This is a genomic window from Embleya sp. NPDC005971 (genome assembly GCF_040629175.1).
Lineage (GTDB): Bacteria > Actinomycetota > Actinomycetes > Streptomycetales > Streptomycetaceae > Embleya.
The window spans coordinates 20,166-42,271 of record NZ_JBEXUX010000079.1 but is presented as its reverse complement, the minus strand read 5'-3'; the positions used below and the strand labels follow the sequence as shown (position 1 = coordinate 42,271).

At 70.9% G+C, this 22,106-nt stretch carries 19 protein-coding genes and 3 pseudogenes; 11 read left to right on the top strand and 11 right to left on the bottom strand.

Annotated features, from left to right (window positions below; all coding sequences use genetic code 11):
- Window positions 1-71: 71 nt before the first annotated feature.
- The 3 genes and pseudogenes from ABZ374_RS41515 to ABZ374_RS41505 all read right to left on the bottom strand — a co-directional run.
- Window positions 72-227, bottom strand: a pseudogene (locus tag ABZ374_RS41515) (O-acetyl-L-homoserine sulfhydrolase); the annotation flags it as partial.
- 194 nt (window positions 228-421) lie between these two features.
- Window positions 422-799: a TIGR03618 family F420-dependent PPOX class oxidoreductase gene (locus tag ABZ374_RS41510; RefSeq protein WP_360322417.1), complete on the bottom strand. Its 378-nt coding sequence runs from the start codon at window positions 797-799 to the stop codon at window positions 422-424.
- Window positions 796-1,530 (bottom strand): NAD(P)H-binding protein, encoded by a 735-nt coding sequence (locus tag ABZ374_RS41505; protein ID WP_360322414.1) that lies wholly within the window; start codon window positions 1,528-1,530, stop codon window positions 796-798. The genes ABZ374_RS41510 and ABZ374_RS41505 overlap by 4 nt, the downstream gene beginning before the upstream one ends.
- 88 nt (window positions 1,531-1,618) lie before the next feature.
- Between ABZ374_RS41505 and ABZ374_RS41500 the strand changes: the two genes are divergently transcribed.
- On the top strand, window positions 1,619-2,212 hold the full coding sequence (locus ABZ374_RS41500; protein WP_360322411.1) for a TetR family transcriptional regulator: 594 nt from the start codon (window positions 1,619-1,621) through the stop codon (window positions 2,210-2,212).
- 572 nt (window positions 2,213-2,784) lie between these two features.
- Here ABZ374_RS41500 and ABZ374_RS41495 read toward each other — a convergent pair.
- Window positions 2,785-3,621, bottom strand: a complete 837-nt coding sequence (locus ABZ374_RS41495) for a carbohydrate-binding protein (protein ID WP_360322427.1) — start codon at window positions 3,619-3,621, stop codon at window positions 2,785-2,787.
- Between the two features lie 728 nt (window positions 3,622-4,349).
- On the opposite strand from ABZ374_RS41495, the gene ABZ374_RS41490 reads away from it, so the two are divergent.
- Together ABZ374_RS41490 and ABZ374_RS41485 are read left to right on the top strand one after the other, a co-directional pair.
- On the top strand, window positions 4,350-4,886 hold the full coding sequence (locus ABZ374_RS41490; RefSeq protein ID WP_360322408.1) for a DUF4240 domain-containing protein: 537 nt from the start codon (window positions 4,350-4,352) through the stop codon (window positions 4,884-4,886).
- 178 nt (window positions 4,887-5,064) lie between these two features.
- On the top strand, window positions 5,065-5,259 hold the full coding sequence (locus ABZ374_RS41485; protein ID WP_360322405.1) for a hypothetical protein: 195 nt from the start codon (window positions 5,065-5,067) through the stop codon (window positions 5,257-5,259).
- A 185-nt stretch (window positions 5,260-5,444) separates the two neighbouring features.
- On the opposite strand, the gene ABZ374_RS41480 is transcribed toward ABZ374_RS41485, so the two are convergent.
- The 3 genes from ABZ374_RS41480 to ABZ374_RS41470 form a co-directional block, all read right to left on the bottom strand.
- Window positions 5,445-6,881 carry an MFS transporter gene (locus ABZ374_RS41480; RefSeq protein WP_360322402.1) on the bottom strand — a complete coding sequence of 479 codons (1,437 nt, stop codon included), beginning with the start codon at window positions 6,879-6,881 and terminating at the stop codon, window positions 5,445-5,447.
- A 161-nt stretch (window positions 6,882-7,042) separates the two neighbouring features.
- A complete protein-coding gene (locus ABZ374_RS41475; protein WP_360322399.1) occupies window positions 7,043-7,669 on the bottom strand; it encodes a TetR/AcrR family transcriptional regulator in 627 nt (208 codons plus the stop codon).
- A 485-nt stretch (window positions 7,670-8,154) separates the two neighbouring features.
- Window positions 8,155-8,472 carry a hypothetical protein gene (locus tag ABZ374_RS41470; protein ID WP_360322396.1) on the bottom strand — a complete coding sequence of 106 codons (318 nt, stop codon included), beginning with the start codon at window positions 8,470-8,472 and terminating at the stop codon, window positions 8,155-8,157.
- A gap of 94 nt (window positions 8,473-8,566) precedes the next feature.
- On the opposite strand from ABZ374_RS41470, the gene ABZ374_RS41465 reads away from it, so the two are divergent.
- Window positions 8,567-9,424 (top strand): LysR substrate-binding domain-containing protein, encoded by an 858-nt coding sequence (locus ABZ374_RS41465; protein ID WP_360322393.1) that lies wholly within the window; start codon window positions 8,567-8,569, stop codon window positions 9,422-9,424.
- 559 nt (window positions 9,425-9,983) lie between these two features.
- On the opposite strand, the gene ABZ374_RS41460 is transcribed toward ABZ374_RS41465, so the two are convergent.
- A complete protein-coding gene (locus ABZ374_RS41460) occupies window positions 9,984-11,702 on the bottom strand; it encodes a choice-of-anchor P family protein (protein ID WP_360322391.1) in 1,719 nt (572 codons plus the stop codon).
- A gap of 1,077 nt (window positions 11,703-12,779) precedes the next feature.
- On the opposite strand from ABZ374_RS41460, the gene ABZ374_RS41455 reads away from it, so the two are divergent.
- Both ABZ374_RS41455 and ABZ374_RS41450 read left to right on the top strand, forming a co-directional pair.
- Window positions 12,780-13,055, top strand: coding sequence for a hypothetical protein (locus tag ABZ374_RS41455; protein WP_360322388.1), 276 nt, complete (start codon window positions 12,780-12,782; stop codon window positions 13,053-13,055).
- Entirely contained in the window at window positions 13,043-13,360 is a 318-nt protein-coding gene (locus ABZ374_RS41450; protein WP_360322385.1) for a hypothetical protein, read from the top strand. Before ABZ374_RS41455 ends, ABZ374_RS41450 begins: the two co-directional genes overlap by 13 nt.
- Here ABZ374_RS41450 and ABZ374_RS41445 read toward each other — a convergent pair.
- Complete coding sequence (locus ABZ374_RS41445; protein WP_360322382.1) at window positions 13,308-13,622, bottom strand: hypothetical protein; 315 nt, start codon at window positions 13,620-13,622, stop codon at window positions 13,308-13,310. The two genes, ABZ374_RS41450 and ABZ374_RS41445, sit on opposite strands and share 53 nt — an antisense overlap.
- 1,539 nt (window positions 13,623-15,161) lie before the next feature.
- Entirely contained in the window at window positions 15,162-15,785 is a 624-nt protein-coding gene (locus ABZ374_RS41440) for a TetR/AcrR family transcriptional regulator C-terminal domain-containing protein (RefSeq protein WP_360322379.1), read from the bottom strand.
- A gap of 65 nt (window positions 15,786-15,850) precedes the next feature.
- Here ABZ374_RS41440 and ABZ374_RS41435 point away from each other — a divergent pair, with 65 nt between their 5' ends.
- The 4 genes from ABZ374_RS41435 (at window position 15,851) to ABZ374_RS41420 (ending at window position 20,619) form a co-directional block, all read left to right on the top strand.
- A complete protein-coding gene (locus ABZ374_RS41435; RefSeq protein WP_360322424.1) occupies window positions 15,851-17,323 on the top strand; it encodes an FAD-dependent monooxygenase in 1,473 nt (490 codons plus the stop codon).
- Entirely contained in the window at window positions 17,320-17,442 is a 123-nt protein-coding gene (locus ABZ374_RS41430) for a hypothetical protein (protein ID WP_360322376.1), read from the top strand. Before ABZ374_RS41435 ends, ABZ374_RS41430 begins: the two co-directional genes overlap by 4 nt.
- 916 nt (window positions 17,443-18,358) lie before the next feature.
- Window positions 18,359-18,715: a hypothetical protein gene (locus ABZ374_RS41425; RefSeq protein WP_360322373.1), complete on the top strand. Its 357-nt coding sequence runs from the start codon at window positions 18,359-18,361 to the stop codon at window positions 18,713-18,715.
- A 575-nt stretch (window positions 18,716-19,290) separates the two neighbouring features.
- On the top strand, window positions 19,291-20,619 hold the full coding sequence (locus tag ABZ374_RS41420) for an NADH-quinone oxidoreductase subunit D (RefSeq protein ID WP_360322370.1): 1,329 nt from the start codon (window positions 19,291-19,293) through the stop codon (window positions 20,617-20,619).
- 434 nt (window positions 20,620-21,053) lie between these two features.
- Here ABZ374_RS41420 and ABZ374_RS41415 read toward each other — a convergent pair.
- Window positions 21,054-21,218: pseudogene (locus ABZ374_RS41415) on the bottom strand (TetR family transcriptional regulator); the annotation flags it as partial.
- Window positions 21,219-21,606: 388 nt separating this feature from the next.
- Here ABZ374_RS41415 and ABZ374_RS41410 point away from each other — a divergent pair.
- A pseudogene (locus tag ABZ374_RS41410) lies at window positions 21,607-22,106 on the top strand (DJ-1/PfpI family protein); the annotation flags it as partial.

The window sequence follows — 22,106 nt, the reverse complement described above, 5'->3', positions numbered from 1 at the left end:
GTCCGGCGTGGAAGAAGCCCGCGTTGTCGACCACGCGCTGTTCCGGCACGGTGAGTTCGTCCAGCTTGCGCACCCAGGTCCGGCCAGTAGCGCAGACCGTTGTAGCTCGCGTCCGGCTCGGTGAAGCCCGGGAAGCGGTCCGGGTACGCGCCGAAGTCGAAGGTGCCGCCGTCCACCACGATCCCGCCGATCGCGGTGCCGTGTCCGCCGAGGAACTTGGTCGCCGTGCACCGCACGGGCCCGACGACGCGTCGGCCCCTTCGTGCGTCGCGGCGATGTCGTCGCGTCCGGTGCCGTCGCCGGTGAGGTGTTGCTGCGCCCCGGTTCCGGTCCCGGGTTCCGCTCCGGCGGCTGGGCGAGGCGTCGTTGCCACGGGCCGGCCGGTGGTCGCCGGTTCGTGTGGGGTGGTGTCGGGCGCGGGTCAGTGGAGGCCCAGGGTGCGGTCCACGGCTATCTCGATGACGACCCGGCCCGGGGGCGACGGGGGCGGGGATCCGTAGCGGGCGAGGTAGCGGCGTACGCCTTCGCGGACGCGTCGCGGGTCGGCGGTCAGGGTGGCCGTGCCTTCGAGCGTGATCCAACGGGGGCCCTCGGGTTGGCAGATCGCGACCCGGCTGCCGGGGGCCGCGAGCAGGTTGCGGGCCTTACGGGTCGTATCGATCGTCAGAACGCGGGCCAGCCGTGCGGCACGGTCCCAGGTGAACCGGACGGTGACCACGTGCGGGGAACCGTCGGGGCGCAGGGTGGTGAGTGTCCCGACGCTGGGCAACGCAAGGAGCGCCTCGGCACCGGGCGTCACCCGGCCACCCCCGCCTTCTGCGCCGCGGCGGCCTTCTCCGCCCTCTGGGCCTTGGCCTGACGGTAGATCAGCTTGGGGATGCTCATCTTGACGCCGCGGGTCCCGACACCCATCGCCTTGCGGACGAACCGGCCGTCCCGGAGTTGACTCAGCATGGCCGCAGCGAGATCGGTGCGCGCGGTGTAGAGAGCGTCAACGCTGTCCTCGCCCAGTTCGTAGTCGGTGACCTCGTGGTGCTCGAACAGTCCGCCGGGGCGGACGATCGTCCAGTCCAACCGGCTTGCCCGCAGCACGGCTTCCATGCGGCGCATGTCCTCGTGCGCGGTCCCGGCCACCTTGCGGTTGACCAGCGGGTCCATGACGAGGTTGAAGAAGTGTTCGCCGGTGGGCCGCCAGTTCGGGTCGGCCACGCTGGAGCTGACCGCGACGAGGCGTTCGACGCCGTGCCGTTCCATGCCGGCGAGGATGTTGCGTACGCCGTCGGAATAGACCGTCACCCTTTCCCTGGTGGGTGGCACACCCAGCGCCGAGACGACCGCGTCGCTGCCCGCGACGGCCGCGGCGACGGCGTCGGCGTTCGCCACGTCGACGTTGGCGACGGTCAGGCCCGCGCGGGGTGCGAGTGCGTCCGCCCGGCGGGAGACGGCGGTGACCTCGTGGCCGGCGTCGAGGGCCTGGGCGGTGACGCGGCGGCCGGTCGGTCCGGTGGCGCCGAAGACGGTGATGCGCATGTGTCGCTCCTTGTTGCCGGCCCCGGGGGTGTCCGCGGGGCTCGCTGGGGTCGACTGTGGCCGGGCGGACACGTGGTATCCAAGGACGATGAATAAATCCCGGGGCCGTCCGCGCGGCAATCCGCCGACCAGAGCGCTCATCGCCGAGGCCGCACGCGTGCTGTTCCTCGAGCACGGCTACCGGCGTACGACGCTGCGGGTGATCGCCGCCGCGGCGGGCGTGGACCAGGCGCTGATCAAGTACCACTTCGGGTCGAAGCAGCAGTTGTTCGGCGAGGTCACAGAGCTGCAGTGCGCGCAGTCGCTGGGGCTCGGCGAGGCACTGCAGGGCGACCCGGCCGGGGTCGCCGACCGGATTCTGCAAGCCGTCACCGACCTGTGGGACGCGACCGTCGTCAACCGCGAAGCGCTGCAGGACGAGGACGTGATGGGGGTACTGCGCGAGTATCTCGACGGGGAGGTGTTGCCGCAGATTGCTGAATATCTCGGCGGCACCGACGCGACCGAGCGCGCGACCGCGGTGGTCGTCGTGATCGGCGGCCTGATCTTCACCCGCTACCTCCAGCCGCTGCCGGCCGCCACGCGCCCGTCGGCGGCGGACGTACGCCGGATCCTGGGTCCGACGCTGCGCGCGGCCCTGCAAGGCAACCGCCCGCGGGCGCGGCGCGTCGCGGCAGCCTGAGGCCGCTGCGCCGGAGGGTGAACGCGGCGCAGACGGACGCCTACCGGCCGAGGACGTGCTCAGCCGGTGTGACGAGGGCGGCTGCGGCAAGCACCGCCGGGCACGCGGCATGCCCACGGTCGGGCCGTCGTGGCCGTTCGCGGCCGGGCGCGCGTGCCGCAGGGGGACATATATCCGCTTCGGTCGATCGCAGCGGCGAAGCGTCCGCACGGCGTCCGGCCCTGCGGCAGGGTGCGCCGGCGGGCCGGGCACCATGCGGCGGGGCCACGGCGCGGCCAACCGGATCCCCGAGGCGTCGGCCGCGACCGAGGGGAACTTCCCCCGTGGCGTGGGAGGTGTCGGTCGGCCGGTCAGGGCGGGTTGTCGGGTCCGGGCCGGGACACACGTGAATCGGATCCGAGGCGGACCCGGGATGCGCGACCGGGGTGGGCAGTGGTGTTCGCGCACGCGACCGTAGGGGGTACGGCCGGTGTGCTCGAGCGTGCGAGCGCGTTCGCGGCGTGTGCGCGGTGAACCGGCCGGCCCCGGACCGTGAGGACGGGGCCGGCCGGTTCCCGGGTCGGACGAGAGGGTCAGAGGCGCCGCCACAGGAAGTCGTAGTTCGGCGGTTCCCAGCCCGGTCGGGACAAGTGGGCCACGAGGCAGCGGTAGGTCGAGCCGCCGTACGTGACCTGGTCGCCCACGGCGTAGTTCGTACCGACCGCCCATGCGCGGCCGGTGGGCGGAGTCGTCGGTGGTGTGCCGTTGATGTTGAGCACGAAGTCGAACGACGCCTCACGACCCGACCCGACCTGACGAACTGTCATCAGCAGTCGGGGGTCGTAGATGGTGTCGGTGTTGTTGCGCGGCTCACCGGGGAAGTACGTCTGCGTGGTGAGGATGCCGCGGTTGGGCGCCTGGACCTTCATGTGCAGGTGTCGGGTGCGGCCCGGGTACAGGCCGGGCACGATCGTGGTGAGCTTGTAGGCGCCCAGGGCGTTGGTGAACTGGTGGCCGCGGAAGGCGAATCCGGTGTTGTCGTAGGTCCCGTTGGTGTCCGCCTGCCAGAAGTCCAGGAGCACGTTGGCGAGCGGCTGACACTGGCGGCCGAAGACGTAGCCGGTCACGGTGAGCGGGATGCCCGGGGTGCTCGACGTGGCGAGTACCGTGCGCAAGGGCGAGTTGGGCTTGAAGTACGGCCCCTCGGTCTGTGCGATCGTGGGTGCGTCGCCGTCGTGGCAGAACGGCGTCGGAGCCAGATCGGTGCCCGAGTCGCGCGAGGAGCGGGCCAGCGCGGGGACGCCGCCGATCAGAAACGGCAGGGGCGCGGCCACGAGCGCGGCCTTGAACAGGTTCTTCCGGGTGATGCCCCGCGAAGCGGCTTCGTCCGGCGCTTCGCTGTGCGGCTTGTCGATGTCCGTGTCGTCGATGTCCACGTCGACCTTCCTCGGCGGCGGCGGGTACGGGCGTGTCGACTCGACGGCATCGGCCCACAGCGACCGACACCGGACGAGGTCACCACCCACGATCGTCTCGAATCTATGCGGGCCGATCGGGCGGGGCGATGCACAGAGCACGGCCGTCATAGTCCTTTTCACGGATGTCGTGGTGATGGTCCGACCGCGCAGGCACGCGCCGACCTCGCGGCCGCGATCAAGCCGGCGAGAGGGCGCGAGCGAATATCATCCGCCCCGCCCGCCGCCGAGGACCGGATACGGAGCGCGCGAACGGGCAGGCCCGGGCGGGAGTGCCGGTCCCGGGACGGTCGGCCGCGCACAGCGGTAGCCCGCCGACGACCGCCCGGACGCGGGAGCCGCCGCCCACGGAGGAGTCGGCGGAACTCGAGAACCGGCTCGCGCGCGACTTCGAAGACAACCTCGGCACCCGGATTGCCGAGCCCGGGAATGCCGACGCCGGTGGCTCGGCGAGGTCTCGCGTCTCGGGTCTCGGGTCTCGAACAGACCCTGGTCGCGCTGCGCGGAAAGAGGGAACGTGTCGAACGCCTGACGACGACGGCATCCGCGATGCGCCCGGGGCCGTTCATTCAGCGGCGGCCCGTCCGAACGGGCCTTCCGAACCTGGACGCGGGCCCGTCCGCCGAGACCGGCAACGTGCCGCAGCAGTGTGCTGTCGGTTCGAGATGACAGCCTCGACCGCCATGGACACCAACGGGTTCTGGACGCTGATCGAAGACGCCCGCCGCGGACTGCCCGATCTCGCGGACAGCAACGCGCTTGCCCACCGGGCCAGTTCTCTGTTGGCTGATCGCCCTCGCGCCGAGATCATCGCCGGCCAAGAGGCTCTGTGGGACCTGATGGCCGCGTCCTACCGGAGTCCGCTGTGGGCCGCCGCCTACGTGATCAACGGCGGATGCTCCGACGACGGCTTCGACTACTTCCGCGGCTGGCTGATCCTGCAAGGCCGCGACACCTTCGAGCGCGTCCTCGCCGACCCCGACGCACTCGCCGAACTCCCGGTGATCAGAGCCGCAGCGGCCGACGGAGCGGACATCGACGGCGAGGAAGCACTGAGTATCGCCTGGAACGCACACGAAACGGCGACCGGCGAAGAACTCCCCGCCGATGTGTTCACCATCCGATACCCGAATCTCGACCCCGACTGGAACTTCGACTTCGGCGATCAGGCCGAGATGAGACACCGTCTGCCTCGCCTGACAGCGCTCTACCAGTACTGATCCAACCGCGACCTCCGCGACGTGTCGGCAGGACGGCGTGTTGATCGCTCCGAACGTCCGCTCCACCACACTCTTGACGGCGCCCTGCAGGGGTTGCACGGCCGTGCGCCGTTGTCTTCGTCGCCGGTGGTGCGTTCCGGGCGGAACTCCTCCAAGGATCCGCTTTATTGGAGTACGGGTGTACCTCGTCGATGCCCGCGTTGGCGGGCAATCGCCGGCGGCGGCCCTGTACGAAGCTGTTGCCGGTTGCCTCGGCCCCGGTTTCGTGGCGGGCCTCGACGGTCTGTTCGAGGTTGCCGTGGCCAGCCTCGCGGAACCGAGTCGTGTGCGCGGGCCGGTGTTTCGGATGCGCGGGGTGATGTTCCGCGCGTGACTCGGGGCTTGCCGGTCGGCGGTGGCGGCCACCGTCGCCGGGCGACGACGGTGGGCGGGGCCGCCGCGTCGCGCGGTGGGGACCGTCGGGCCGGGTCCCGGTCGGCGCGGCGGAGGCGACGCGTACGCCTGCGGGCGCGGCCTCCGGAGAGGACGCGCCCGCGGGGTGCCGGCGGGCGTGCGGGGTCAGACGCCGATCGGGACCTTCGGGGCCGGGGCGTTCGTCGCCGCCTCGGCGCGGGTGCGCGGGATCAGCGCGGCGGTGACCGAGCCGATGCCGGCCAGGGCCACGCCGACCCACAGCGCGGGGACGAGACCGTCGACGAAGCTCTGGGACGAAGTGAAGCCGCCGTTGGCGCTGAAGACCGAGGCGAGCACCGCGACGCCGAGGACGCCGCCGAGTTCGCGCATCGCGTTGTTGGCTCCGGAGGCGACACCCTGCTCGTCGGTATGGACCACGGACATCAGCAGGCCGGCGGTGGGGATGAAGTACAGCGACATGCCCAGTCCGCTGAGGATCAGGGCCGGGATCTGCTGCGCGTAGGTGACGTCGGTCGACGCGGTGAGCGCGAACCAGGCCAGACCCGCCGCGCTCAGGGCGAGACCCGCGACGACGAGCGGCCGGCCGCCGATCCGGGCGGCCAGCGGGCCGGCGAGCGGCGCGATGACCACGGGCATCATCGTCCACGGCAGGATCCGCAGACCCGCTTCGAGCGGCGAGTAGCCCTGGACGCCCTGGAGGTACTGGGTGAGCAGGAAGATCGAGCCGAAGACGCCGGCGAACATGAGCAGCCCGGAGAAGGTCAGGGCGGTGAAGGCACGGTTGCGGAACATCGTCATGGGCAGCATGGGCTGTGCGGCGCGGCGCTCGTAGCCGACGAAAGCGGCGAGCAGTACGACACCGACGGCGATCGGGGCGATGACGCCGACGCTGGACCAGCCGTGGCCCTCACCGCGGACCAGCCCGAAGACGAGGCCGAGCAGGCCGAGGCTGACGAGGACGGTGCCGACCGGGTCGAGGCGGCTGTTGGGGCCGAAGCTCTCGTCCACCTTGCGCAGCGTGAGCGGGACCAGGACCAGGCCGAGCGGGACGTTCAGCCAGAAGATCCACTGCCAGGAGCCGTGTTCGACGACGGCACCGCCGACCAGTGGGCCCAGGGCGACAGCGAGTCCGTTGATGCCGCCCCACAGACCCAGGGCCATCGGGCGCTTCTCCGGGGTGACCGCGCGGGTCAGAACCGTGAGGCTGATCGGGAGGATCGCGGCGGCCCCGGCACCCTGTAGGGCGCGGGCGACGATGAGTGTGTCGGAGTTCGGGGCGATCGCGGCGATCGCGGAGGCGACCGTGAAGATCCCGATCCCGGTCGCGAAGATCCGGCGGCGGCCGAATCGGTCGCCCAGTGCGGCGCCCAGCATGAGCAACACCGCGAAGCTGAGGGTGTAGGCGTTCACCGTCCATTCCAGCTCGGATATCCCGGCGTCGAGGTCGTCACGGATGGACGGCAGGGCGGTGGTGACGACGAGGTTGTCGAGCGAGGCCATGAAGAGGGCGAAGCTCGAGGCGAGGAAGGTCCACAGGACCGTGCGCGATCCGGTCGCGGGTCGCGCCTGCTGCTTGCTCATGAGATCCCTTGGGGTCGAGTCCGGAGGTAGTGATTGATGACTTACTATCGAGGAGACACCGAATTTAGTTATTGATTACTAACTTTTGAGGGTCGGAGAGTTCCGCCCCGACGGCTGCCCGCGGTGCGCGAAGAAGGTCCGGCGGGTGGCGCGAACGGGGTTCAGTCGGACGGCGTGGCTGCGGGTGGCCCGCCGAACCGCTCGGGGCTCTCGCACAGGTCGCAGCTGAGCAGCTCGCCTTCCGCGGAGAGCGTGTCGTTGAAGTACCGGTCGCGGGGCAGGTCGAGCGAGGCGACGACGTTACAGAGCATGCCGCGAGCGAAGAAGTTGGTGAGCTCGTCGCCGTCGGCTCCGGTGACCTCGCGGACGAACGAGTCCAGCCGATCCCAGAACCTGCGGATGTCGGCCCGCAGTTCGGGGTCCTCGGCCGCGGCGTACGCCTGGAGCTGGATGCGCAGCAGATCGGTGTCGTTGCCGAGGAAGTCGTGGTAGGCGTGCGCCATCGCATGCATCGCCGGGAAGCCGGTGAGACCTTCGGTGGCGCGGCGGAAGCGCTCCTCGACACGGTCGAAGCCGTACTCCACGGTGGCGAGGAAAAGCGCCTTCTTGTCATCGAACAGGCGGAACAGGTACGGCTGCGAGACGCCGACGCGCTTCGCGATCGCCGCGGTGGAGGTGCCGTTCAGGCCGCCCTTGGCGAATTCGGCGACGGCGGCGCGGATGACTGCGACGCGACGTTCGTCGGCGCTCATCCGGACGGTGCCGGTCGCGCGGCTGGGGGCTGCCATGCGAAGTAAGTTATTACTCAATAACTGTGCCGTCAAGCCCGAAGCTCGGGCCCATTTCGAGGGCACTCGGCGCCACCGCGACCGCGCTCGGCGCAGCCCCGAACCGTTTGGCGATCGATGTGGAAACCGCGTTGGGAGTCGGCATGAGCCGCGAACCGACCGCGCGATACCGGAGTCTGACGCACGATCACGTGCCGGTGTTCCGGTTCCGGTTCCGGCTTCGCGTGATCGCGTGACCACCGGACGAGGTCGCCGGGCGTGGGGCACCCGACATGTCCGGCGCTCGCCGGGCATTTGCGGCGAGCGGGTGTCGATCTCGACGGTGGTGGCCCGGTCGGAGCCGAGGCGGGCAGCCGGGAGCGCGGCGTTGGTGCGTCGGGCCGGCCGGAGCACGATCGGCGATCCGGAGGCCGCTTGCGGTACGAAAGCGGCGCGGCGGCGCTTCGGGCGTCACACTGCGGCCGAAGCGCCGCCGCTGCGGCTGCTCATGCCAGCGGCTCGTGGTTGACCCAGATCGCCTTGTACGGGTAGCGGCTCTGCCAGCGCTTGATCAGGTCGATCGCCCCGGGCATGCCGAAGGTCGCGTTCAAGGCATCGAGATCGGCCACGCGTAGCTGCAGGATGGCGCTGGCGATGGCCACCGGAGCGTGGTCGTCGCCCGGGACACGAATATGGTGCCGGGCCGCGACCGACTCGACCAGATCGGAACCCATCACGAGCTCCTCGAACTCCTCGAGGTACCGGTCCAGCTCACTCGCAGGAATCGGACTGTCGAACGCCACGATCATCGTGTGGTGAATCATGCCTCCAGGGAACAGGCGTTTCCGGCACCTGTCCAAGATCCATCCGTTCTCTTTCGATGCCTGGCAGGAATGGATTGCGCGGTAGTGTCGCGGCATGGCCGAGCTGGAGACCCGCGAGCTGGAGTACTTCGTCGCCGTGGCCGAGGAACTGCACTTCGGTCACGCAGCGGCCCGCCTGGCGATCGCGCAGCCGGCCCTGTCCAAAGCGGTCCGGCGCCTGGAATCCCGGCTCGGAGTGACGCTGCTGGAGCGCTCCAGCAGGCACGTCGCCCTCACTCTCGCCGGCGAAGCACTCCTGCACCACGGCCGGCACGCCCTCAACGCCGTCGGCGCGGCCGCCGAGAAGGCCCGCCGGGCCGGCGATCGGCAGGCCCATCTGCGCCTGGTGATCAAACCGGGCGGCGACGCGAACCTCCTGTCGGGCATCCTGGCCGCCTACGCCGGCCGGCCCGACGCCCGCCGGGTGGACATCCTCTTCGGCGGAGCCACCGACCGCGCCGACTACGTCCGAGATGGCCGCGCGGATGTTGCCCTGCTGTATGCGCCGTTCGACGACATGACCGGCCTGGACCACGAAACCCTGATGGTCGAAGGACGTGTCGTGATCCTGCCGCCGGACCACCGGCTCGCCTCTCACCCGGGGGTCACACTCGCCGACCTCGCCCGGGAGACACTGCCACGCTGGAAGGGTGTGCGCTGGACCGGAGCACCCGAGACGGAGCCGGGCCCCGAGGTCACGGACGCAGCCGAAGCCCTACACATGATCAGACTGGGACGCACCATCGCGATGTTGCCCCGCTCGCTGGCCCAGCCCATGCACCCCGACCTCGTCTACCGGCCCGTGATCGACGCCCCCCACAGCGAACTCGTCCTCGCGTGGGCACAGCAGGACCGCCGCCGCCTGGTCGCCTCCTTCGTCGCCGCCGCTGTGGATGCCGCAGGGATGACTTGAGGATGCGGATGATTCCGTACGATCCGGGTGCCATGTCGCAACAACCGGAAGGCGGTGCCGCGTTGTTCGGGCGCGGCGCTCCGACCTGTGGTGGGGTACCGATGGCGAATGTTGGTCCGTGTTTTGCGACATGGGACTTCGGTTCGTGAATCCGGTGTGCTTCGTTGCGAAGCACGGGGCCCTGCCGGAAGCGGTTCGTGACCTATGTCCCCAGGCATGCCACACCGGCCGCCGGCCACCCGCCGGCCACCGGTCCGGGCCGCCCGGGCTGTGCGCCCGCGCGCGGGATCCAGCGACGACATCCATCGGACGAAGTGGAATACGACATCGATACGCCGGGCAATCGCCGACGAAACGATTCGACGCGCCGTGGGCACCCGACACTCGAAACCCGACACGCGACACGTGGGAAGGAGAGTTGAGAACCGCGTAGCGCCACACAGTGCCGCCCCGACACGATCGCGGCTCTGTCTCGGACAACGCCGTACCCGCCACCGCCGCCACACACGCGGCGCGGCGACCGTGAACGGCCGCCGCGCCCGGGCTCGTTCGCCTCATCTCACGCGGTCGGGCACGTGGCTCCCGGCAACGTCAGCGCCACCCGCGCATGCGACACCACGACGCTCACGCCGGACAACAACGTGATCCGCAGCGCGTTGACCGTGATCCCCCGACCGTTGGGGTCGACCACCCGCTCGTTCACGCGCACCGTCGCCACCAGCGGGATCGTGATATCCACGTTGACGTTGGGGTTCACCACCGGCACCCCGGCCACCCGCAGGTTCGCCAACGTGACCGAACCGCTCGGCGTCGCACCGCCGTTCGCGTCGCCCTGCACGGTGGCGACCGCTTCGACGACGTCCGCCGTGACCAGTCCGCCGAGCAGGTTCACCCCGGCCGTCTCGGCGCGCGCGTTCGCCCGCTGCAGGCCGTTCGCGTCGAACGTGCCCTCCGCGCGGGTGGTGACCACGCCCGCGTTGCCGACGACGCCCAGCGACACGGTCGCGACGTTGTCGGTGTCGACCGCAGCGACGTTCGAGCACGTCACGTCGGACGCGGCGATCGGGCCGATGTTCGCGAGCGGGGACGTCAGCGCGGCCCCGTACGCGTGCGCGTCGAAGCGCATGGTGTCGAACACGACGCTCGCGCACCCGGGCAGGCTCACCCCGACCACGTTGGTGAAGCCGGCCGCGCAGTTCGTGTACGTCCCGCGTGCCGCCGAGGTCACTTGGACCTGCGCCGTGCAGGATTCCTGACCTGCCGTCAGGTTGCCGGATACGTCGACCGTGCCCCCACCCGCCGGCGCGACGACCGAACCGGAATCGCACGTCGTCGTGGCCACTCCGGTCGCCTTGAGCCCGGCCGGCAGCGCGTCCGAGAACGACCAACCGGGCTTGGCGCCCAACTCGTTCGTGTTCGTGATCGTGAAGGTCAGGGTCGAGGTGCCACCGGTGAGCACCGGCGTCGGCGCGAAGCCGATGTCGACCTGCGGGCTCGCGTCGACGAGCTTGACGTTGTCGAAGGCCACGTCGTTGCCGGTGCCGCTCGGCTGCTCGTTCACCAGTCGGATGCCGGCCCGGTTGCCGGCGAACAGCACGGCGCCGTTGCTGGTGAAGGTGCCGACCTTGGCCCCGCCGATCGTCGTCGTGGCATCCACACACGCCTCGATCGGGCGCGTGAACGCGGGCGTGGCCCGGTCGCCGTCGAGCAGGTAGAAGCTGAACTTGGAGTGGTTGGCGAAGCAGTTGACCTCGGCGATGTCGACCGAGAACGCGATGAAGCGCCGCCCCGCAGGCAACGGGATCGGTGCCGCCGTCTCCAACTGCACCTTGCCGGCCCCCGGATTGCCCGCGGTGTACGCCGTCACGGCGTGGTTCGTCGTCGAGGAACCGCCCGACCACCGACCGAGTACACCCGCGAGGTTCTTGACCTGAGCCCAGTCGCCCGAAACGCACCCGCTGCCGGCGGGAGGCGTGGTCGACGCGGCCGGCGACGTCACCCAGCCGTTGCACGCGGTCAACCAGGCCGGGTCGGCGGTGTACGTCTCGCCCACCGGCGGACCACCGGTGTAGTTCGTGAGCAGGGTCGGCGTCGCGCCCTGGCCGTTCTCGAAACCCTCGGCGAAAATCGCCGCAGGCGCCTGCGGCACACCCGGCGTCCCGGGCGCGGCCTGCGCGCCGCCGACGGCGAACGGCGCGGTCAGACCCGCAACCGCCACCGCGATCGATATACCGACGCTGCCGAAGCGCCCGGTGAGCCGTTCTCTCATCGTGGACATGACGAAACCCCCTACGTCGCAAGGTGTCCGACCCCACGACCCACCCCGCAGGGCGGGCCGAGGACGGCAAGGCCGGACCGATCGCGGGCACCACGACCGGCCCGGCACATCGCCTCGAGCAGCACAGCACCCACAACGCCGAACACCCGCCTCCCGGCAGCCAAACCACACCTACAGGTGACACCGTCGCGCGCCGGCGCACGCACCGACCACCACGCACCTCCACCCTCGACCTGCGCCTCACTACCCCCGATCGCCCGACTGATCCAGCCGGCACTCGCATCCGGGATGCTTCCGGGCGAAGCAGCAGCGGGGGCGGACCGGCCTGGAGGCGACGCCTGCCAGCGCGGGCCATCGAACGTGGTGGCGCATCGGCCATCGCCCGATCCACCGGGCATTCCCGCGCTATTGACTCCCCTCTCTCGTCGATGAGGACCAGGCGGACGCCCGCCCGGTTGTAGGTGCGGCAGATGGCCTCGGTGAACTGGGCCTGCGCCCTCCGGCCCGTGACGGGACATCAAAACAGCGGGGGCAAACCCCCATAGCCCGCCCGCCACCGCCAAATTCCCCCACGCCCGCCCGCGCCGCACCCCACCGCCCGGGCGTGGCCGTCCGGTGGGCGTCCAGCCACGGAATACTGCTGCCAAGACCAAGCCGCAAGCACCCGCCCCCTCGTCAAGCGCCCGCAGCGCCTCGCGGTCCAAGGCTTTGACGATGCGCATCGAAGGGGAGAGGCCGGCTCCCCATCCGCTCCTTGACGGGCCGGCCCGCCCACGAGACCCACCCGCCGGCGCACGGTGAGGCGCGGAACTCCCTTGCGGCGCACCGGCAACGGCGGCGGTGGCGTCCCTTGCGTAGTCCGGCACTGGTCACGTGCTGGAGTATCCAGGCATGTTCTTCCGGGCCAGTGGTGTCCCGGTCCCAGGCCAAAGACCGACGCGCCATCACCTGCCCGCGCCGGCTCGTGGGGCCGGTCCAGCGGCGACGTCGCCGGCCATCGGGGGAAGTCCCTGTGGTGCCCCGGCCATCCGGATGCGAGGTTGATCTCGTCGAAGTGCGGTACGGGGCGGGGGGATCGTGGGAAGACTCGGATGGGCCGTCGTGCCGTTCGCGGTGGCCGGGGTGTTGCTGTTGTCGGGATGTGGTGGAGACGACGACGAGCGCGGCAAGGGGGATTCGCCGGTGGCGAACCAGCGCGGCGACGACACCCCGGCCCAGGTGTTCAACATGCCGGACGGGTTCGGGAACTTGGCAACCAAGTGCGTCGGTCACGGATTTCGCGCCTACGTGACCACCAACGCGAGCGGCCCCTCCAACGTGCAGATCGTCCCCGATGCCGCATGCGCCGGGTGAACACGACGCGGTGGGCGCTCGTCGTGTCGGTGGTTTTGGTTCTCGGTGCCGTCACCGGTTGCTCGCAGAAGTACTACGACGAACGCGGCAAGGCCGACGGTCCGGTGCTCGGTGGTCGGGGAGATGACAGTCCAGCGGAGGTGTTCAACTTTCCCGACGGGTTCGGGAACCTCGCAACCAAATGCGTCGGGCCCGGCAAGCGCGCCTACGCGACGACCAAGGGTTCCGTGTCGATCGGCGAGGACGAGGTGATCATCCCCGCGAACGCGGTGATCGTCGACGACCCGAGCTGCGCGCGGCGCTGAGTCGGCCCGTCGCTGTCTGCCGGACGTGGCACGAGGCGCCGACGTTGCGGCGGCCGATGGTCACGTATGGGCCGACCCGGGGGCCGATGCCGGCGCCGGCACGGACGTCGAGCAGGTGGGTGACACCGGCGACGACCCGGCCCCAGCCGTCCTTGCCGTTGCGCGCGGGCCGGTAGCGGCCGTTCGCGGCGGAGTCGGCCGTGTCCAGCGACACCGACACCGACACCGCGTCCACGCCCAACGCGACGATACGTTCGGCCATGCCCTCGCAGGCGAGGGGATCCCGTTGACGCACACCGCACCCCCTCGACGCCGGCGTCCTCGATCGCGGCCACCGCGCCCAGGACCGCCGGCCCGGCACCCGTACCCCGACCGGCGTGTACACCCCCGTGGCCACCTGCCGCATACCGGCCCTGCTCCCGACATGGCCGGCCACCGAACTTGCCCGCACCGACCACCCCAACCCCCGGCGAAAGCCCATTTGTGCCGCCTCAGACCCGGCTCGCCGGCGTCGCCGCGGGCGGCCACGCGAACATCGCGGCCAAGGCGTCGGCCGCCCGTCGGGAACATCAGGACCGAGTTCCCCGCTCCGGAGCGGGTGACGACGAGCAGCGCCCTGCTCGCACGATTCGGGCGGCGGGGAGCCAGCCGAACTCGTCCGCTGCATCGACCAGTTGATCGATTCCGACGGCCTGTGTGGGGTGCGGTGGGGGTGTCATTGGGATGTTCGAGTCCCCGTGTTACCGGAGGTGGGGGGGTGTTCTCGGCCGGCCGGAGGGGGTCTTCGTGGTTGATCCCGGTGACACCTTCCCGAATGTGCGGTGACAGGAAGCCGTATCGGCCGGTGTCGAGTTGCCCGTGCCTCCTTCCGGTTTTCGGTTGTCGGGCCGGATCAAAGGCGGAAGTCGGATCGGTCGTTGCCGGCGGTTCGCGGCGCCCGATCGAGGTCCCGGTCCCGGTTCGGTTCCATCGCATGCCGAGGGCTGTGAGTGCTTCGATGCGCTCCGCCGGCCATGTCGCGTGCCGTTGCGGGGCGTTGGCGAGTGCGATATCCGGCTTCACCGTGTGTTCCGGGCCACGGATCTCGATCGTCTCGACGTGCGTCCGCGGCACGACCAAGATGAGCCCGGAACGGCCGTGATGACACGGGCGCGGAGGGTGTCGTCGAGGTGGCCGAGGCGGTGACCGGTCGCACACCCGTCCGCGGTGTGGGCACCGGCTTCGGGCCCGTCACCCACGACGACGAACGCCTGGTCGGCGGCGAGAGCCGCCTTGATCGCCGGTGGTGCGTTGACCGGTGTCGGCGCCGTCCCGGTCCGGCGTCGGCGCGTGTCCCTGAGCGTGGCCTGAGTAAGGACCGAGTGCAGGGGCATCGGCGTGGGCGTCTTCGGGGGTGCCGGCCGGCCCGGTGGATCGAGATCGTCGCGGAGAGGATCAGACGGGGCGAGACACCCTGACCCGTTGGGCACCGACCGGTCGCCTCCTCCACCGAAGTGCCCGCGCGACGAACAGGAATGGCTCCGGCCGCGGCAACGCGGCCGGAGCCATTCCCTCGCGTCCGTCGCGCGGGCAGTCCGCATGGCACGCCACGAGGCGAAAAGTGTGGATCCCGCGAGGGGCGCCCGTCCACGGATGCACCAACCCGGCTGCCGGTGGGGGCGGTTCGCCCGAGAGCAACGAATCCTTCTTGTCCGCGAGAGGGTGCGCTCCGTCGACAAGTCGGGCAGGGCCGGGTGTGCCGGGCGCAGGGTGCGCGGCCCGTTGCCGGTGCGACGTCCGGATGCCCCGGGCGGACGCGCTGTCAATCGGGGATGCGGGACAGAACCGCCTCCAAGCCGAAGGCGAAGCGCTCGTCGAAGTTCTGCCGGAGATGGGGCAGGACGCGCAGCAGCGCCGGGTGTGCGCCGCGTTCGACGGCCCAGGCGAGCCTCGCGTCGTCCTCCGCGCCCTCGGCCTGCTCCTCCTGGGCCAGGCCGAGGGTGAAGTAGTTGACCGTCCACGCCGTCCACGCCGCCTGCCGCTCATCGGCACCGGCTTCCAGGAACGCGTCGATGAGGCGGTCGGCGAAGCGCAGCGTGTTCGGTTCGGCCGTATAGGTGCCGGTGACCAGGGCGGCGCCGTCGCGATGGGCGAGCAACGCGTGCCGGTAACGGCCGACCAGTTCACGGGCGCGTGCCACAGGGGCGTCGGGCAGGTCGTCGTAGCGGATACCGGCGAGGACGGCGTCGGCCATCAGCTCCAGCATCCGCGCCTTGGTTTTCACGTGCCACAGCACGGTGTTCATCCGCACCCCGAGGCGGTCGGCGACCGCCCGGGTGGAGAGCCCGTCCAGGCCGCGCTCGTCCAGCACCCGGAGGGCGGCATCGATCACGGCGGCGCAGGTGAGCCGGCCAGCGGCGTCTTCTCCGGCTTGCTTCTTGGTCACTGACCTAGTTTACTCCATGCCAAGTATTGGTCACCGACCAAGAGTCTGTGTCGAGAAAGAAAAAGATCATGAACTATCAGGTTGTCGTCGCAGGTGCCGGACCCGTGGGCCTGTGGCTCGCCGGCGAACTGCGCCGCGCCGGCATCACCGTCGCCGTGATCGAGCCCCGCTCCGAACGCGACTCCCGCTCCCGCGCCCTGACCGTGCACCCCCGCACCATCGAGACCTTTGCCTCCCGCGGCGCGCATCAGCCCTTCGTGAGCGAGGGCATACCGCTGCCCGGAGGCCACTTCGGCGCCCTCGACTCCCGCCTGGACTTCCGTCGCCTGCCCAGCCCCTTCCCCCACACCCTCGCCCTGCCCCAGGAGCGCACCGAGGCACTGCTGGAGGGCCAGGCCCTCGACCTGGGCGCGCACATCCTGCGCGGACACGAGGTCACCGGCCTCACCGAGCACCCCGACCACATCGCCGTGCACATCGCCGGACCGCACGGGCCCTCCACCCTCCAGGCGGCCTACCTGGTCGGCTGCGACGGCGCCCGCAGCACCGTGCGCACCGCGGCCGGCATCGACTACCCCGGCACCCCCTCCACCGTGCTCGGCTGGCTCGGCGACGTGGTCCTGGACAACCCGCCCGCCCCCGGCTACAGCTACTTCGGCCCTGCGGGTGCCCTCATGGCCGCCCCCATGCCCGGCGGCATCCACCGCTTGGTCGGCATCACCCCTCGCGACCTCACCACCACCCGGCCCGGCGACCTCACCCTGGACGAACTGCGCGAAAACGTGGTCGCCATAGCCGGCACCGACTTCGGCCTGCGCGACCCGGCTTGGCTCTCCCGCTACGGCAACGCCACCCGCCTCGCCGACCAGTACCGCAAGGGCCGCGTCTTCCTCGCCGGAGACGCCGCCCACCAGCACTTCCCCGCCGGCGGCGTCGGCATGAACGTCGGCATCCAGGACGCCGCCAACCTCGCCTGGAAGCTCGCCGCCACCCTCGACGGCTGGGCGCCCGCGGGCCTGTTGGACACCTACCACGCCGAACGCCACCCCGTCGGCGCCGACCTCACCGCCACCAGCCGCGCCCAGGTGGCCCTGATGACCGCCTTCACCCCCGAAGGACTCGACCTGCGCGGCCTGCTCGCCCGGCTGATCACCACCCTGCCCGACCTCAACGACCACCTGGCCGCCCAGGTCAGCTCCCTCGCCGTCACCTACCCGCCCACCAACCCCGGCGACCACCCGCTGACCGGCACCCGCGCCCCCGACCTCACCCTCGGCGACACCGGCCTGTTCGCGCTGCTGCGCGTCGACCACCACCTCCTGCTGGACCTCACCGACAGCGGCCGCCTCGCCGGGTACGCGCGCCGAGGACTGCACGTCCACACCGCCACCGCGTACCAGCCACCGCCCGAGTTCACCGACGTCCGCGCCGTCCTCGTCCGCCCCGACGGCCATATCGCCTGGGCAAGCGCAGAGCACGACGGCACCGCACTCACCGACAGCCTCACCGTGGCCCTCGCCACCACGCACCGGAAGTGAGCCGCCTTGTGACCGCCCAGCGCATCGCCCCGCCCGGCCTGCCCGCCGCGCCCGGCTTCATCAGCCAACTCGTCGTCACCGGGGTCGGCGGGTGGGGAGCCGGGCCTCGCGGGCGGTGAACCGTCGTCGGCGGGTGGGCGAGGGCCCGGGATTCGTTCGGGGCGCGGGCACGGAGCCACACGGCGACGGCGCACGATCCGAGGACCCAGCCGCGCACGCCGACGGACCGTCGGATCGGCAGGCACCCATATCGGTCAGGTCCCGGGCAGGTTGACGAGGAAGCCGTTGGCCGTGTCTCTGCGCATCGACCGCCGGGTTCGCCGCCTGCCGATCCGCACGCCTTCGGGGAGGCTACGGGCACCGGACGACCACCCCCGCACGGCCCCCGAGCTCGACCACGCCCCCACGAGGCCCTCGCCCCGAGCCCGATTCGTACGCGACACCCCCGTTCCGGGGCCACCGGCCGACGACGCCGGGAACTTCCCCGGATGAGCGCGCCGCAGGGCAGACGGTCGCGCCTTCGCGACGGATGCGGCCTGCCGCCTGTTCCCGGCCCCGTGTCGAAAACCACGGATCCCACCCCACACCCACCGAACACGAACACCCCTGACCGGCACCGCAGTTCACCACACACCGAGTTCGGTGAGCAGTCGCTCTCGATGCCCACCGAACGAACCGCCTCCGGTGCACCCCTGGTCGATCCGTGCGCGCCCCGGCCCGGGCCGGCGGTATGCGTCCGCCGCCGCGCTGCCGGGGTGTTGTGCCGCCTTCCCCCTGGGCTCGTGGCCCCGTTCATGCGGGTGGTCGTGGTGGGAGGTGGGGATGATGGTGTGTCGTGGTTGTTCACGGGCAACGACCGTGCTGTGGGGGAGGGTTCGGGGTGAGGTTCGAATCGGGTGGGTTTCCGTTTCACAAGCTCCCGCGCCGGCTGGGAACTCGGCGAAATCCTCAACGCCCGTGGCCACAAGGCCCCGAAGGCCATGTACGGAACTCCTGCCCTTCCGCAACCGACACGGCCTCACCGTCGCGATCGGCGTGTACGAACTCGTCGCCCAAGCCGTCGGCGCCGACAAGGTCACCGCCGGCCGACTCCGCGAATCCCTCGCGCTGCTCCCGGGCGACCTGACCATCGGCGAGGACGACTCGGCTGCCGTCGCCCAATCACTCGCCGGCGTCATCGAGGGAACACAGCCGCCCGCGCCCACACCGTCCACGGCACTCCCCTCGGCCCTCCAACGCGACGTCGACCGGCGGGCCGTCGCTCTCGCCGATCGGTTCGACCGCAGACGCATCCCCGCAGCGAAGTCCTGGTGCATCTGTCGGCCGCCTTCGCCGACGAGAGGCCCACGGGTCTTCGAGGCCGCCCTCGAACGCATGAAGACCGAGCACTGAAAACGCGAGGGCGCCCGGCCAAATGTGGTGGCCGGGCACCCTCGCGTACCGAAACCCGACACGTGAACGCCGACAACTGGCCCCGCGCCCGGTGTCCCGGCCGGGTGCCGCGGCGGCCTTGGCGGCGCGGTCGGCCCGCTCGAACGCGAGCTGAGAATCGAGCAGGGGCGGCCTCCGGTAGTTCGTTCGCCTGTTCGAGTCCGGGGTCGGCGGCATCGGCGCGCCGTCGGCCGACGCCGATGTCCGATGTCCGATGTCACTGCTCCTCGACCGTTTGCCACTGAAGCCGGAGGGCCCCGAGCCCGTCCGTGATCGGCACTGATCGCCTCCCCGGCTGGTCGATTCGAACCAGGGGGACTTCCGTGCGGTGTGATCGTCGGGGATTCGCCCGGGAGGCTTTGGCTGCGATTGCGTCGGTGAGGAGGGGGGTAGCGGCGAGCCGAGGGTGCCTTCGCACGGGGGCGCGGTTGTCGCGGGGCCGCCGCTGTCCGGTGAGCGAGTTCGACTCGTCTTTCGCGTGCGCGGACAGGAAAGCGGTGGGGGCGAACATCCGACATCGGATCCGGGAGCCGGACATGGCGCACGGTAACAAGGATGAAGCCGACGACGCGGCACCCGTGCGCGAGGTGTATGTCGACGCCGGGCAGGATCTGGCCGACGCGGTCGTCGAGCTCGGCGCCGCGCCGGAGGAGCGCATCGTCGTCAATCTGGGGCCGCAACATCCGTCGACGCACGGAGTTCTGCGGCTCGTCCTCGAACTCGACGCCGAGCGGGTCGTGCAGGCGCGTCTGGGTATCGGGTACCTGCACACCGGGATCGAGAAGAACTGCGAGTACCGCAACTGGACCCAGTCGGTCATGTTCGTGACGCGTGCCGACTACCTGATGCCGGTGTTCAACGAGGTCGTCTACTGTCTCGGTGTCGAACGTCTGCTCGGCATCACCGACCAGGTCCCCGAACGTGCCCGGGTCATCCGGGTGATGCTCATGGAGCTCAACCGGATCTCCTCGCATCTGGTCGCCATCGCGACCGGTGGCATGGAGCTGGGTGCGCTGACCGTCATGACGTACGGCTTCCGCGACCGGGAGCTGATCCTCGACGTGTTCGAAGCGGTCACCGGGATGCGGATGAACCACGGGTACGTCCGGCCCGGCGGTCTCGTGCAGGACCTGCCCCGCGGGGCCGAGGCACAGGTCCGCGAACTCCTGCGGATCCTCCCCGAACGGCTGGGCGACTACGAGCAACTCCTCGACGACAACGGGGTCTTCCGGTCTCGGACCGTCGGCGTGGCGTACCTGGACATCACGGGTTGCGTGGCGCTCGGCGTCACCGGGCCGATCCTGCGGGCCACCGGGCTGCCGCACGACCTGCGCAAGACGCAGCCGTACAGCGGGTACGAGGACTACGAGTTCGACGTGCCGACCCGCGACGGCTGCGACGCCTACGACCGCTACCGGGTGCGGGTCGCGGAGATGCGGCAGTCGCTGCGGATCGTCGAGCAGTGTCTCGACCGGCTGCGGCCGGGCCCGGTGATGGTCGCGGACAAGAAGATCGCGTGGCCCGCGCAACTCTCGCTGGGACCCGACGGGCTCGGCAATTCGCCGGAGCACGTCGCCACGATCATGGGCACGTCGATGGAGTCGCTGATCCACCACTTCCGGCTGGTCACCGAAGGCTTCTCGGTGCCGGTGGGCCAGTCGTACACCGCCGTGGAGTCGCCGCGCGGTGAACTCGGCTGCCACCTGGTCTCGACGGGTGGATCCCGGCCGTACCGCGTCCACCTGCGGGACCCGTCGTTCGCCAACCTGCAAGCGGTGGCGGCGATGGTCGAAGGCGGCCTGGTCGCCGATGTCGTCGCGGCGCTGGCCAGCACCGATCCGGTCCTGGGCGGTGTGGACCGCTGACGGCGGCGCGAGTGGTACGGCCGCCCAGCCGAACCGGTCGAGGTCGACCCCGGCGGGGCCCGGGACTCGGGCAGGCCGTGCCGGTGCGTTGTTCGGCGTCGGCCGTGAGTACCCGGGTTCCGTCGGTGTCGGCGCGGACCGAGTCCTTGCCGATGCGTGGGCGGCGCGGCCTATATCCGGGGCCGGCCGGTCTCCGAGGGGGACGCGCCCCTCGCGGGGTCCTTCGCACGGGCTCGTCATCGGCCCGCCCGGCCGGTACCGACCTGCAGTACGACCCCCGCGCGCAGGTCGATCGTCGTGCTGCCCTCGGGAGGTTCGCGTGATGGCGCAGAGTCCGTTCGCGGGCGTGCCGTGCCCGGTAGTGGCCGTGCACGACATGCCCGGCGAGTTCTTCCGTGGGGCGGTCCCGGTGAGCGTTTCGGTTGCCGGACCAGCTAGGCCGTTGCCGGCTTGAGCGGCGTCGCCGGCGTCCGGGGCGTGGCCGGGATGGCGGTGAACAGTGCGTGGACGGTGGTGCGGACGTGGTCGGCGACGAGGTCCGGGGTGGACGCGTCGAGTTTGCCGTCGAGGTGCAGGAAGGCCAGGCCGTGGACGCGGGACCCACCCGGTGCGCGCCCTGCTCTGCGAGCAACGCCTGCAGCGGCGGGCAGTGCGCCGGTACCGCGCCTGGCTGCCCACCGCCCGGACCGCCTCCGCCGCGGCCTCGCGGTCCGGGTCACGGGGCCGGAATCACGCCGGGTCGTGACCGATCGCCCACAGGCACACATCGGCAGATGACGGTCGCAGGCAGCGGTGCCGGGGCCGCGCGGATGCGGGCATCGGCCCTGTTCCGAACGTGTGGGCGAACGACATGACCAAGGTCCTCTTTGTGGTGTCCGCAGCTCGATCGGCGTACCGGCGGCGGCGCGGCGAACTCGCCGATCGCGTCGCCGCAGTCACCGGACTCGCGCTCGTCGGGGTGTCCGCCGGCCTGCGGATCGTTGGACGCTGCGGAACGGGGAAGTGCACCCCTCGGGCTTCCGGGGCGAAGAGTTGGCGATACCGCACAAGATCTCCACCGGGGCGGGGTGGGAGACCACGATCGCCACCCCCGGGGGAAAGGCGCCGACTCTGGACCGGCTCAGCATGTCCTGGACTGCCGGTTGGCCGGCCAGGTTGCGCGAGGTCGCCCGCTACCTGGACGCGATCAGGATCGAACTGGACGACCCCCGGTCGCGGGCGACGTCGACCCGGACGCGTTCGACGTGGTGTTCTACCCCGGCGGGCACGGACCGATGGAAGAGCTCGCGGTCGATCCGGTCTCGGGGGCGCTGCTCACCCGCGTGCCGGCCTCCGGCAAGCCCCTCGCGTTGCCGTGCCACGCGCCTGTCGCAGCGTTCGCGGCACCGAGCGCCGACGGATCGTGGCCGTGCGCCGGGTATCGGATGACCGGCCTGTCCAACGTCGAGGAGAAGTTCAACGGCTTCGGCCGCAAGGCCCGTTGGCTG